The following is an 11,903-nucleotide window of genomic DNA, read 5'->3' on the forward strand; positions in this document are numbered from 1 at the left end:
AGATCTTAGGGCATAATGGGGAGTTCTATTATGCTTTGTCTCCGGCAATTGTTCTTTCTATGAAAGCATTCATTCAACTGACATTGAGTATCTTCGGCGTCACCCTGCTTACAGGCTGCGGTGAAGAACTTGATCACAACAAAATTCGTCAAAACGGCTTCGTTTACTGTGGTCAAGGCGGCCCGACGAGTTTTAACCCTCAATTGGTCGATAGCGGGATTACATCTGAAACATTGAGCCCGCAGCTCTTCGATACTCTGCTGACATTGGACTCGAATAACTTCAAGCCGATACCAAACCTTGCAACCAGTTGGTCAGTGAACAAAGCAGGTACGGAATACACTTTTAATTTGCGCAAGGGCGTGAAGTTTCAGAAGACGGCTTGGTTTACCCCAAAACGTCCAATGAATGCGGAAGATGTCGTATTCAGCTTCCGCCGGATCATCGATTCTTCACACCCTTATCATTACGTTGGCAGCGGCTTGTACCCTTGGTTTAGTGGTATCGACTTTCAGAATCTCTTGATTGATGTAAAGGCCACATCTGAATACCAAGTCCGATTCACCTTAAGCCGCCCAGACAATACTTTTTTATCCAACATTGCCACCAGCCATGCAGTAATTCATTCAGCGGAATACGCCAGCACGCTCGAATTAACCGATGACAAAGCGATGCTTGATAGCCACCCTGTCGGTACAGGCCCATTCTACCTCGATGATTTTCAGGTCAACGATTTAGTACGCTTAAAACGTCATAATGATTACTGGAAAGGCCGCCCTAAAATGGCTCAAGTGGTGTTCGATATTTCTCACCGCGGTACAGGAACACTCGCTAAATTGCTGCGCAATGAGTGCGATGTGTTAAATTCACCGCTCTCTAGCCAAATCCCCATCATTGAGCAGCAGAATGATATTGAATTGATGGCGAAACCCGCGATGAATATTTCATTTATTGCCGTCAACACGACTCATCCAGCGCTCAACGATCCACGAGTTCGTAAAGCGCTCAACTACGCCATTAACCGCCAAAACATTCTGGAATCAGTTTATTACGGTACCGGCAGTCAAGCATACTCTGTTCTTCCGCCCAGTTCTTGGGCTTATCTAAAAGACAGCGTCCAGATTCGTTACGACCGAAATTACGCCATTGCATTGATTAAAGAAGCTGGGTTCGATAAAGGGTTAGAACTGACCATGTCAGTGCCGCTGGAACCAAGAGCATACAACCCAAGCCCACGCAAAACCGCTGAGCTGATCCAAGCAAATCTCGCAGATATCGGTATTACCCTCAATCTACTCACCGATGATCGCTACGACCGTACTGACGTTGCCAGCAACGCCAATATCGATCTCTATCTAACAGGCTGGATTGCCAATACCGGTGACCCAGATAATTTCTTGCGACCACTACTGTCATGTGACTCAAAAAGAGTGGGGCTAAACGTGTCAAGCTGGTGTAATTCTGATTTCGACTTCCTACTCGACCTTGCTTTGGAAGTCGACAAGCCACGCTACCGTCTCAACCTATATAAACAAGCGCAAAACATTCTTAATGAAGAATTCCCTGTCATCCCACTCAGTCACGGCATGCAATTTCAAGCTTATGATGCTTCGTTACAAGGGTTTAAAGTGAGTCCATTTAACGCACAACCTTTCGATGCAGTAGAGAGGGTTAAATAATGTTTCTCTATACTGTTCGACGTATCAACCTGTTTATCATCACTTTGCTCATCCTGACCATGGTCGGTTTTAGTCTGCTTAGACTCGACCCTAACTCTCCGTGGGCAATTCAGGATTTCTGGCCCGGCTGGATGACCTATATTGGCGAGTTAATGCACCTAAACTTTGGCGTCACCAAAAGCGGTGTTCCTATTGTCGACGAACTGGCATTGGTCTTCCCTGCAACACTAGAGCTGTGCTTGATCGCCTTTGTCCTTTCTCTTCTAGTCGGCATTCCAATTGGAACCTTGGCTGGCATGAAACAAGGTAAATGGATTGATACCGCGATCTCCTTTACCTCTATGTCTGGCTACTCAGCGCCGATTTTCTGGGTCGCGCTCTTGATGATCATGGCGTTTTCGCTGCACTTTGAAATATTCCCCGTTGCTGGCCGCTACGACCTACTCTATGAAATTGACCACATCACTGGTTTTGCCATTGTGGACGCCTTTTTCGCTCGTGGTGAATACCGCGCCCACGCACTGCAGAGTGTGCTCGAGCACCTAATGCTGCCCTGTTTGGTACTCGCGCTTGCACCAACAACACAAGTCATCGGTTTAATGCGCACCTCGGTAGCAGAAGTCATGGGGCAAAACTACATCCGTGCGGCTCGTATCAAGGGTCTTTCAACACATGAGATTGTTACTCAACACGTACTGAGGAATGCTATCCCACCAATCATTCCTAAGATTGGTGTGCAGCTTTCAAGTATGTTAACGCTGGCCATCATCACCGAGTCGATCTTTAACTGGCCTGGCATCGGACGCTGGCTTTTGGATGCGTTATCCAATCAAGATTACGTCTCGATTCAAGCAGGTGTTATTGTGGTCGCAACGTTAGTTCTGACTGCTAATATTCTTTCAGATTTGATCGGCGCTATGGTCAATCCGTTAGTAAGGAAAGAGTGGTATGCTAACCGATAACGTATATCAGGAAGAACAGATCCCAACCCAGTTCGAACGTTTCTGGCGCAGCTATCGAGCTAATGGCTTGGCGATGTTTGGGCTCTGGTGCCTTGGTTTAATCGTCATAGTGACCATCGCCTCTCCTTGGCTTGCACCACATGATCCTCAAGCTCAAACGGGCGAACTGCTGGTTCCGCCATCATGGAATCCCGCAGGTACTGTTGAATACTTCCTTGGCACAGATGATTTGGGCAGAGATATTCTGTCTCGTCTCATTGTTGGCTCTCAACTGACATTTGGTGCTGCAGTCATCATTACCCTCATCGCAACCGTGGTTGGTTGCTTGATTGGTATTTTAGCCGGAATGACCAAAGGACTCATCTCGAGTACGCTTAACCACCTGCTAGACACGGTTATGTCGATTCCCTCGCTGCTGCTCGCGATCATTTTTGTCGCATTCCTGGGTTTCGGCGAATTCAATATTCTCCTTGCGATATGCCTTGCATTGATACCTAGGTTCGTTCGCTCGGTTTACATTGCCGTACACACAGAAGTGGAAAAAGACTACATCATGGCGGCACGCCTTGATGGAGCAAACGACTTCTACCTGCTTTGGAACTCAATCCTGCCCAATATTTTGGTGGTGATTGCCTCAGAGGTCACACTTGCGCTATCGATCGCCATTCTTGATATCACCGCCCTTGGTTTTCTTGGCTTAGGCGCACAAGCGCCTAGCACGGAATGGGGAGCCATTCTTGGTGATTCAGTCGAGTTAATCTACCTAGCACCTTGGACCGTGACACTACCGGGCCTCGCCATCATGTTTATCGTGATAGTCATCAACTTAGTCGGCGAAGGGGTTCGTCAGGCACTGAACGCGGGGATCGAATAATGCCATTACTAGATATTCGCCACCTGACGATTGAGATTGAAACGCCTCAAGGACTGATGAAAGCTGTAGATCGCATGAGCCTTACCATGAACGAAGGAGAAATTCGTGGCTTGGTGGGCGAATCGGGTTCAGGCAAAAGCCTAGTCGCTAAAGCGATTGTTGGCGTATGTAAAGAAAACTGGAAAGTAACTGCTGACCGAATGCGTCTGGGCAATGTTGACTTACTCCAACTGACCCCAAAAGAACGTCGCCGCGTAATCGCACGCGATATCGCGATGATCTTTCAGGAACCATCAACCTGTCTTGATCCTTCGGAAGAAGTGGGCAGCCAGCTGATCGAATCGATTCCCGCGCATTCTTTTGACGGCAAATGGTGGGAACGCTTTAAGTGGCGTAAAAAACAGGCAGTCACTCTATTGCACAAGGTTGGGATCAAAAACCACGAGCAGATCATGTCTAGCTACCCGTATGAGCTGACTGACGGTGAATGTCAGAAAATCATGATTGCCATGGCTATCGCAGCAAAACCTAAGCTTCTGATTGCCGACGAGCCAACCAATGACCTCGACCCAATCACTCAGTCGCAGATCCTTCGTCTGCTAAGTCGCATGAATCAGGTCAACAACACATCGATCATGCTGATCGGCCACGATCTGACAACCATTACTCAGTGGGCGACCAGAATTACCGTCATGTACTGTGGCCAGTCCGTTGAGTCCGCAGACACCAAAAAGATTTTAGAGAAACCAAAACATCCGTACACGGTAGCTTTACTGAAAGCGATGCCGGACTTCAGTGAGTGGATTCCTCACAAAGAGAAACTGCAATCTCTCCCCGGTACCATCCCTCCATTGCAGCACTTACCGATTGGCTGCCGACTCGGACCACGTTGTCCTTATGCACAACGCCAGTGTGTTGAGATGCCAATGACACGACGAGTTAAGAACCACAAGTTCGCCTGTCACTTCCCGCTGAATATGGAGAAGAAAAAAGTATGAGTGCGCTGCTAGAAGTTAATGGCCTGAGCAAAGAATTCGTTACTCGTTCAGGCTTATTTCGTAAAAAAGTCCATCAAGCAGTGAAGCCCGTCAGTTTTACGCTTGAAGCAGGCCAAACCCTTGGTTTCATCGGCCAGAATGGTTCAGGAAAGTCGACGTTAGCGCGCATGTTGGCAGGTATGGTCGAGCCCACCGCAGGCGAAATTCGAGTCAATGGCGAGCTTTTAGAACACAAAGATTACTCAACTCGCTGTAAGTTGATTCGGATGATCTTTCAGGACCCAAATACCTCGCTCAACCCACGCATTCAAATTGGTCGAATTCTTGAAGGTCCTTTAAAGCGAAACACCAATATGACGCCTGAAGCGCGTATGAAGCGGGTCAAGGATGTCTTGCTGAGAGTCGGTCTACTTCCTGAACACGCCTACTTTTATCCGCAGATGTTAGCGGCAGGACAGAAACAGCGTATATGCCTAGCACGCGCTTTGATTCTACAACCTTCGATTATTGTTGCCGATGAAGCGCTGAATGGTCTAGATATGGCCATGCGTTCCCAGATTATTAACCTATTCTTAGAATTACAGGAAGAGATGGGCGTGTCGTTTATCTACGTATCGCAGCATCTGGGGGTCGTGAAACACATCACAGATAAGGTGATGGTCATGCATAATGGTGAAGTGGTCGAAGCAGGAGAAACTCAGCAGATTCTAAGCTGCCCGGACAACATCATCACTCAACGTATGGTGGAAAGCCACTTCAATAAAGCGACCTGTTTTAAGTAATCTGTTTGAAGATTGACAGGAGTCCCACATGCTAAGGATAGCGATTGGGTTCGTATTTGGTTTGCTTCTATTCAGCCCCGCACTGGCCTACACCACCACCAAAACTTGGCTAGATCCTAGCTTTATCAATCAGGCATTTTTGGATGTCGCGTTAAAGAACGAATACTCAGAGGGCAATAAACCTCTGGTTAAATGGAAACAACCGATCAAGGTTTGGGTTGAACACAAAGTGGCTGACCAAGATCTCCATGATGAGCTAACCAATGCTCAACTTAGAGATCTCTCGTCGATAACTCGCCACCCAATCGAACGCGTATCCAGCAGAGAACAGGCCAATATCATCTGGATCTATACCCGCGAATCAGACTGGCGAAAAGATATCGAAAAAGAAATCGGCCCTAGTGCTCTCAAAAACATTCATGGCGCCCTTTGCAAAGCGGGATATCGGGTAAACCAGGCCACAAGTGAAATTGATTCTGCAACTGTCATTATTCCGGTCGACCAAGCAAGAGAGCATGGAAAATTGTTGGCTTGTATCGTAGAAGAAATCACTCAGGTGATGGGATTGCCCAATGATGCCGAGTCAGCCTATCCATCCATTTTCAATGATGAAACGCCCGAGGATCTACTTTCACCGTTGGATGTTATTCTATTGAAAATGCTTTATGACCCAACGTTAGAGCCAGGGATGGAGCGAGCTCAAGTGAAAAAGCTCGCTAAAAAGATATTGGATCAGTATCAACGCCAAGGGGTGTTGAATGACGCCGTAGCTATGTCCAAGTCGGGTGAGTTGTTTCAGATTGTAGGGTATTAACAGGCTAGATTAGTTCCTATTTTCCTGCTTTTTCAGCTCAAACTCGAACTCATCCGGATAGAGCACTAAACCTTCTTCATTTTGGTTTGGGAAGACTACGATTGCCAATTCATCGTCTTCAAGACCGTAAGTCCAGCGGCTAAACCATTTTGCCGTCGAGATCGACTCTGCTTTACAGTGCTCCCAATCACCCGTTGCCCACTGATTGGCAAACTCTTCGTGAGGCCAAACAGGTACACAATCCTCATCTTCAGTGTTGAGCATGACACAGCCGTGTTCATCTGTAAGAATCCAAACTTTTCTATGCTTCGCAATTTCTTTGACTGTGTACTTCAATCGTTCGTCTTCACGCATTTTAAGCACGGATTCAATCTGCTGCGGTGAAAGTGGTTCTGACATTTCCTTACTCCTCAAATAAAACGCCCACGGAAGTCCGTGGGCGTCGAATTTTGTTAATGAACCGGCGAATTAAGCCAGTTCAGTCTGAAGCCAAGGCCAACCTTGCTTCTTACGGCTTAGCGTGTTTTCCATCATCAGCATGCCGTCTTGCTCGTGCTGAGTCAGTTTCTCTGCCCACTCACCTTTGTATAGTAGACGAGTTTGAGCTGTAGTGATGTCAGTTAGCATTACTGCAGCAAAGGCTAGGCTTTCTTCTGCACAGCGGCGTTCTAGATCAGATTCCAGCGCTTCAATCATGCCGTCTACTTGCTCTAGAGTCGCAAGTTCAACCTGACCGACAACAACATCACGGCCGTTAAATGGATAGCCTTTCAGATCTTTTTCTACAAGCTCAGCCGCAGAAAGACCTTCGATGTTTGTTTTTGCGATAAGAAGATCTTTAATGAAAGCGTCAACATCACATACGTCTGCAATTTTCGCTAGCTCTTCAACAGCATCTTTATCTTTCTGTGTGCAAGTTGGAGAGGCAAAGCCGACGGTGTCAGACAGGATAGCCGACATCATTAGCTTAGCGATTTGCGGTGTGATTTCATGACCTTCAATTTTGAACATGTTGAAAAGTACTGTGTTCGTACAACCAACAGGCCAAATCCACGCTTCCATTGGGTTTACTGTCATAACATCACCTAGGCGGTGATGGTCTACGATACCTAAGATTTCTGCTTCAGCCACGTCATCCGGTGCTTGCGCTAGATCTGAGTAGTCAACCAACCAAATTTTCTCACCAGCAACAGAGGTGCGAAGTTCAGGAACTTCCGCGCCTGCGACTTCAAGAATGTGCTGTGTTTCACGGTTGATTTCGCCTTGGCGAATTGGCATTGCTTCAACGCCACGAGCTTTTAGCAGCTCAGTTGCTACCAATGCACTACAGATGCTATCACTATCAGGGTTCTTGTGACCTACAACTAGAATCATCTTTTTTCCTATTACGACTTAAATAGGCCCGTATTGGGCAATTACTCACAAAGGCCGATACTTTACCTGAATTTTGAAATTTGTCATGAGTTAGCAAAAAGAAAAGTGTAAATCACAACTTTTAGTTGCAAATAATTCTCACTAACATATATTGAGAATTATTCGTATTTGCATTTAAAGCTCAATGGACTCGATAAGACTTTCTCAAACACTGCCAGGTTGGCTGTCTTTTTCCCAGTTTCGGCCTGCCTATAAACGCCTTCTCCTGCCTGTGACTCTACTGGCACTGGTACTGAGTGAAACGACACGTGAAGTCACCGTTTCTACTCTGTCTGATGCCTTCTGGGCAGTGTCTGCCTACGTTGCTTTTACTCTGGTCATCTATCACTACGTTTCCCTGTGGATGAACAAGGAGAGCAAGCTGGTCAATCTATACCAGAGCTCACGTAGCTATCAGGTTTTCTTTGCTTCTTTACTGGGCGCCCTGCCTGGGTGTGGCGGTGCCATTATAGTAACGACTCAATTTGTCAGCGGGCGAGTTGGCTTTGGCGCCATTGTCGCAGTATTAACGTCCACTATGGGTGATGCTGCTTTTCTGCTGTTGGCCAGTAAACCTGATATTGGTTTGGCCGTTGTTGCACTGGGCGTTGTGGTAGGCTCAGTATCTGGATGGGCCGTCAACGCTATCCACCAAGATGATTTCCTAAGGCCGGCCGCTAAGTCGGTACTTGCGGACAAATTTTGTTGTCGTTCAGAAGCAAGCGATCCTTCTGGTCTTGAAAAGAAAGCCATCAACCTGCAAGGAGCCTTCTGGAAGTGGCTCATCGTTCCTGCGACTGTGGTAGCAGTATTGGGTTCATTCCAGGTCGATATCAATGAGCTTCTTTCTCTGCCTGCTATGAGCATTGAGTGGCTCGGTGCAGGGCTGATCATTTTGAGTATGCTGCTTTGGTCGCTGACTAAAGAAATCAAAGATTACGAGTCAACAGTATCAGAAGATAAGAAGACCGTTTCATCACATCCTCTACAGAAAGCGGCTCAGGATACAAACTTCGTTACCGCATGGGTTATTCTGGCCTTTATGGCATTCGAGCTGATTGCTTTCTTTGGTCACATCGATTTAGCCGCTACCTTTTCCGGTTGGGGAGTGTGGATGCCACTGATGGGGCTAGCGGTTGGTATGCTGCCTGGGTGTGGGCCTCAAATTCTGGTAACCAGCTTATATATTTCAGGCGCTGCGCCACTGTCAGCTCAATTAGCCAACGCGATTTCAAACGATGGCGATGCACTATTCCCAGCTATCGCTCTGGCACCAAGGGCAGCACTGGTTGCGTCTATCTATTCCGCTATTCCTGCGCTGTTCGTCGGCTACGGCTACTATTTCTTATTCGAGATATAATAACGTGTTGGCTAATACGTAAATACGAAAACGCCCTCAATTGAGGGCGTTTTTGATCAACCTACGTTATAGCGTTGCTGCTACCTCATCAGAAATGTCGCCATTATGGTAGACCTCCTGAACATCATCTAAGTCTTCCAATGCATCGATCAAACGAAGTAACTTCGGCGCGGTATCAGCGTCTAACTCAGCTTTAGTCGATGGAATCAGTGATACTTCAGCGTTTGCCGCTTCGAACCCAGCAGCATCGAGTGCATCTTTTACGGCACCAAAATCATGAGGCTCGGTAAAGACATCAATGGCGCCATTTTCTGTTGTCTCAATATCATCTGCGCCACTGTCGAGTGCCACTTCCATCACTTCATCTTCGTCTAATCCGGGAGCATAAGAGATCACGCCTTTCTTATCGAACAGATAGTTTACGCTGCCATCCGTACCTAGGTTTCCGCCTGCCTTAGAAAATGCATGACGGACACCAGACACAGTTCGATTACGATTGTCTGTCATACACTCAACCATTACCGCGGTACCACCAGGCCCATATCCTTCGTAGATGACGGTTTCCATGCCATCGTCCCCTTCACCACCAGCACCACGAGACACTGCGCGATTCACCGTATCACGCGTCATGTTATTGGAAAGAGCTTTGTCGATAGCAGCGCGAAGGCGTGGGTTATTCTCTGGCTCACCGCCACCTTCTTTAGCTGCAACGACGATTTCTCGGATCAGTTTAGTGAAAATCTTACCGCGCTTTGCATCTTGTGCTGCTTTGCGGTGACGGATGTTAGCCCATTTACTATGACCAGCCATAAATGAATACTCCCTAACAAAAAGAAAAGCCGTAAGTGATGCTTACGGCTTTGAATTTTCTTCAGTTTATCACAATGAAGACAGCTTTACTTGTGACGCTCTTTCAGCTTATTAACCACGTCGTTCATTGATAAACCTTGATCCTGAAGTAGAACCAGTAAGTGATAAATCAAATCCGCTGACTCACACACTAACTCCGCCTTGTCACCCGACGTCGCCGCAAGCGCGACTTCAACGCCTTCTTCGCCCACTTTCTGCGAAATACGCTTGGTGCCACGGGAATAAAGGTTGGCAGTATAAGAGGAATCAGGGTCGGCACTCTTGCGGGCAGCCAATAACTGCTCAAGTTGATGAAGCCACACCATTTGTGACTCCTCTTGCGGATCGACATCCCAACAAGTGGTGTTGCCCAAGTGACACGTAGGGCCAATGGGATTCACTTTCACCAGCAGCGTATCGTTATCGCAATCTAACTGCATGTTCACCAATTGCAATACGTTACCTGAGGTCTCACCTTTGGTCCATAGACGCTGTTTGGTACGAGAGAAAAACGTCACTTGACCCGTTTCACCCGTTTTTGCCAACGCATCTTGGTTCATGTAACCCATCATCAGCACTTGACTTGATTGGAAATCTTGTACGATGGCAGGCACTAAACCATCCACCTTGTCCCAGTTGATGCGCTCAGCTAGAGAACTCACTTCGGTGGTGTTTAAACTCATAGTCGCACCTCAATACCTTGTTGTTTCAAATACTGCTTTAGTTCACCAATATTGATGACTTGTTTGTGGAATACCGATGCGGCAAGCGCACCATCCACATTTGCTTTTTGGTAAGCTTCCGCGAAGTGCTCCATGGCACCCGCCCCGCCTGATGCAATCAGCGGAACGTTACACACTTCACGTACCATATTCAGTTGTTCGATGTCGTAACCGTTACGCACGCCGTCTTGGTTCATCATGTTCAATACGATTTCACCAGCGCCACGCTTTTGCACTTCTTGCACCCAATCACGCGTTTCCCATTGGGTCGCTTTAGTGCGTTCCTCATCGCCAGTAAACTGGTAAACCTGATACTTGCCAGTATCTTTGTCGTAATAAGAGTCGATGCCAACCACGATACACTGAACACCAAATTTATCAGCAAGGTCGGTAATCAGTTGCGGGTTCGCCAATGCCGGTGAGTTGATCGACACCTTGTCCGCACCAAACTCAAGAATGCGTGCTGCGTCTTCGGCTGATTTAATGCCACCAGCGACGCAGAACGGAATATCAATCACTTCTGCAACGCGAGCGACCCAGCTTTTATCGACGACACGACCATCACTGGAAGCGGTAATATCGTAAAACACCAGCTCGTCGGCGCCTTCTTCCGCATAACGCTGTGCCAGAGGAACGATGTCGCCAATGATTTCGTGGTTGCGGAACTGAACGCCCTTCACCACTTGTCCATCGCGAACATCAAGACATGGAATTATTCGCTTTGCCAGCATGCAAATGCCTCCTCTGCCGTGAACTTTCCGTCTAGCAGTGCGCGACCAACAATCACGCCTGCCACACCACTGCCTTTTAGTGCTTCGATATCTGCTAGCGATCCGATACCGCCTGAAGATTGGAACTGCACTTGTGGGTACTGTTTACATAGGTCAACATAAAGCTCTACGTTTGAGCCTTCTAACGTACCGTCACGTGAAATGTCGGTACAAAGCACATGCCGTAGACCTACTGTTAGGTAATCGTTGATAAGCGATTCGATGGTCACGCCTGAGTCTTCTTGCCAACCAGAGATCGCCACTTTACGTGTACCGTTTTGGTCGATGTTAATGTCTAGTGCGAGAACGATTTTCTCTGCGCCGTATTTTTCCATCCAACCTTTCACAAGCTCTGGTTGTTTTACTGCTGTAGAACCAACTACAACACGTTGAGCACCGGCTTCTAACAGATCAATCACGTCTTGCTCAGTACGCACACCACCACCGATTTGGATGTTCGCTGGCGTACTTGCTAATAGCTTTGCAATCAAATCAAGCTGGCGTGCTGTCGTGTCTTTCGCGCCAGTTAAATCCACCAAGTGCAGCCAGTTAGCACCTGCTTGGTGGTACAAGTTGAACTGCTCTGCTGGGTCGACTTTGTACTCGGTTACTTGACCGTAATCACCTTGATAAAGACGAACCACCTGTCCTTCAATTAAATCAAGAGCTGGAATAATCAC

13 protein-coding genes are annotated in these 11,903 nt (G+C 47.4%); 7 read left to right on the plus strand and 6 right to left on the minus strand.

Features of this window, described 5'->3' with window-relative positions; all coding sequences use genetic code 11:
• Positions 1-59: 59 nt before the first annotated feature.
• The 6 genes from FIU99_RS10470 to FIU99_RS10495 are packed head-to-tail and all read left to right on the plus strand — an operon-like array spanning position 60 to position 6,109.
• The gene (locus tag FIU99_RS10470) at positions 60-1,679 is read left to right on the plus strand and encodes an ABC transporter substrate-binding protein (RefSeq protein WP_039952533.1); all 1,620 of its coding nucleotides are present in this window, start codon (positions 60-62) and stop codon (positions 1,677-1,679) included.
• Positions 1,679-2,641 (plus strand): ABC transporter permease subunit, encoded by a 963-nt coding sequence (locus FIU99_RS10475; protein WP_006962763.1) that lies wholly within the window; start codon positions 1,679-1,681, stop codon positions 2,639-2,641. The genes FIU99_RS10470 and FIU99_RS10475 overlap by 1 nt, the downstream gene beginning before the upstream one ends.
• Entirely contained in the window at positions 2,628-3,515 is an 888-nt protein-coding gene (gene sapC, locus FIU99_RS10480) for a putrescine export ABC transporter permease SapC (protein ID WP_006962764.1), read from the plus strand. The genes FIU99_RS10475 and sapC overlap by 14 nt, the downstream gene beginning before the upstream one ends.
• Complete coding sequence (locus tag FIU99_RS10485) at positions 3,515-4,513, plus strand: oligopeptide/dipeptide ABC transporter ATP-binding protein (protein WP_006962765.1); 999 nt, start codon at positions 3,515-3,517, stop codon at positions 4,511-4,513. Before sapC ends, FIU99_RS10485 begins: the two co-directional genes overlap by 1 nt.
• Positions 4,510-5,295: an ATP-binding cassette domain-containing protein gene (locus FIU99_RS10490; protein ID WP_006962766.1), complete on the plus strand. Its 786-nt coding sequence runs from the start codon at positions 4,510-4,512 to the stop codon at positions 5,293-5,295. Before FIU99_RS10485 ends, FIU99_RS10490 begins: the two co-directional genes overlap by 4 nt.
• A gap of 28 nt (positions 5,296-5,323) precedes the next feature.
• Positions 5,324-6,109: a DUF2927 domain-containing protein gene (locus FIU99_RS10495; RefSeq protein ID WP_152472267.1), complete on the plus strand. Its 786-nt coding sequence runs from the start codon at positions 5,324-5,326 to the stop codon at positions 6,107-6,109.
• Between the two features lie 9 nt (positions 6,110-6,118).
• Here FIU99_RS10495 and FIU99_RS10500 read toward each other — a convergent pair whose 3' ends face one another.
• Both FIU99_RS10500 and FIU99_RS10505 read right to left on the minus strand, forming a co-directional pair.
• On the minus strand, positions 6,119-6,508 hold the full coding sequence (locus FIU99_RS10500) for a DUF2750 domain-containing protein (protein ID WP_006962768.1): 390 nt from the start codon (positions 6,506-6,508) through the stop codon (positions 6,119-6,121).
• A gap of 69 nt (positions 6,509-6,577) precedes the next feature.
• Complete coding sequence (locus FIU99_RS10505; RefSeq protein WP_043008603.1) at positions 6,578-7,483, minus strand: manganese-dependent inorganic pyrophosphatase; 906 nt, start codon at positions 7,481-7,483, stop codon at positions 6,578-6,580.
• A 184-nt stretch (positions 7,484-7,667) separates the two neighbouring features.
• On the opposite strand from FIU99_RS10505, the gene FIU99_RS10510 reads away from it, so the two are divergent.
• Positions 7,668-8,882, plus strand: a complete 1,215-nt coding sequence (locus FIU99_RS10510; protein WP_152472268.1) for a putative manganese transporter — start codon at positions 7,668-7,670, stop codon at positions 8,880-8,882.
• Positions 8,883-8,948: 66 nt separating this feature from the next.
• Here FIU99_RS10510 and FIU99_RS10515 read toward each other — a convergent pair whose 3' ends face one another.
• The 4 genes from FIU99_RS10515 to hisA form a co-directional block, all read right to left on the minus strand.
• Positions 8,949-9,692 (minus strand): YebC/PmpR family DNA-binding transcriptional regulator, encoded by a 744-nt coding sequence (locus tag FIU99_RS10515; protein WP_043008606.1) that lies wholly within the window; start codon positions 9,690-9,692, stop codon positions 8,949-8,951.
• Between the two features lie 86 nt (positions 9,693-9,778).
• Positions 9,779-10,414, minus strand: coding sequence for a bifunctional phosphoribosyl-AMP cyclohydrolase/phosphoribosyl-ATP diphosphatase HisIE (gene hisIE, locus FIU99_RS10520; RefSeq protein WP_006962772.1), 636 nt, complete (start codon positions 10,412-10,414; stop codon positions 9,779-9,781).
• Positions 10,411-11,184, minus strand: a complete 774-nt coding sequence (gene hisF / locus FIU99_RS10525) for an imidazole glycerol phosphate synthase subunit HisF (protein WP_006962773.1) — start codon at positions 11,182-11,184, stop codon at positions 10,411-10,413. The genes hisIE and hisF overlap by 4 nt, the downstream gene beginning before the upstream one ends.
• Positions 11,166-11,903: a 1-(5-phosphoribosyl)-5-[(5-phosphoribosylamino)methylideneamino]imidazole-4-carboxamide isomerase gene (gene hisA, locus FIU99_RS10530; RefSeq protein WP_006962774.1), complete on the minus strand. Its 738-nt coding sequence runs from the start codon at positions 11,901-11,903 to the stop codon at positions 11,166-11,168. The genes hisF and hisA overlap by 19 nt, the downstream gene beginning before the upstream one ends.

This window comes from Vibrio sp. THAF64 (assembly GCF_009363455.1).
Taxonomy (GTDB): domain Bacteria; phylum Pseudomonadota; class Gammaproteobacteria; order Enterobacterales; family Vibrionaceae; genus Vibrio; species Vibrio coralliilyticus.

Excerpts from the sequence above, each read along its gene's own strand:
- FIU99_RS10490 (WP_006962766.1), top strand. The coding sequence starts at position 4,510 with ATGAGTGCGCTGCTAGAAGTTAATGGCCTGAGCAAAGAATTCGTTACT.
- hisF (WP_006962773.1), bottom strand. The coding sequence starts at position 11,184 with ATGCTGGCAAAGCGAATAATTCCATGTCTTGATGTTCGCGATGGACAA.
- FIU99_RS10475 (WP_006962763.1), top strand. The coding sequence starts at position 1,679 with ATGTTTCTCTATACTGTTCGACGTATCAACCTGTTTATCATCACTTTG.
- FIU99_RS10495 (WP_152472267.1), top strand. The coding sequence starts at position 5,324 with ATGCTAAGGATAGCGATTGGGTTCGTATTTGGTTTGCTTCTATTCAGC.
- FIU99_RS10505 (WP_043008603.1), bottom strand. The coding sequence starts at position 7,483 with ATGATTCTAGTTGTAGGTCACAAGAACCCTGATAGTGATAGCATCTGT.
- FIU99_RS10470 (WP_039952533.1), top strand. The coding sequence starts at position 60 with ATGAAAGCATTCATTCAACTGACATTGAGTATCTTCGGCGTCACCCTG.
- hisIE (WP_006962772.1), bottom strand. The coding sequence starts at position 10,414 with ATGAGTTTAAACACCACCGAAGTGAGTTCTCTAGCTGAGCGCATCAAC.
- sapC (WP_006962764.1), top strand. The coding sequence starts at position 2,628 with ATGCTAACCGATAACGTATATCAGGAAGAACAGATCCCAACCCAGTTC.
- FIU99_RS10510 (WP_152472268.1), top strand. The coding sequence starts at position 7,668 with ATGGACTCGATAAGACTTTCTCAAACACTGCCAGGTTGGCTGTCTTTT.
- FIU99_RS10500 (WP_006962768.1), bottom strand. The coding sequence starts at position 6,508 with ATGTCAGAACCACTTTCACCGCAGCAGATTGAATCCGTGCTTAAAATG.
- FIU99_RS10515 (WP_043008606.1), bottom strand. The coding sequence starts at position 9,692 with ATGGCTGGTCATAGTAAATGGGCTAACATCCGTCACCGCAAAGCAGCA.
- FIU99_RS10485 (WP_006962765.1), top strand. The coding sequence starts at position 3,515 with ATGCCATTACTAGATATTCGCCACCTGACGATTGAGATTGAAACGCCT.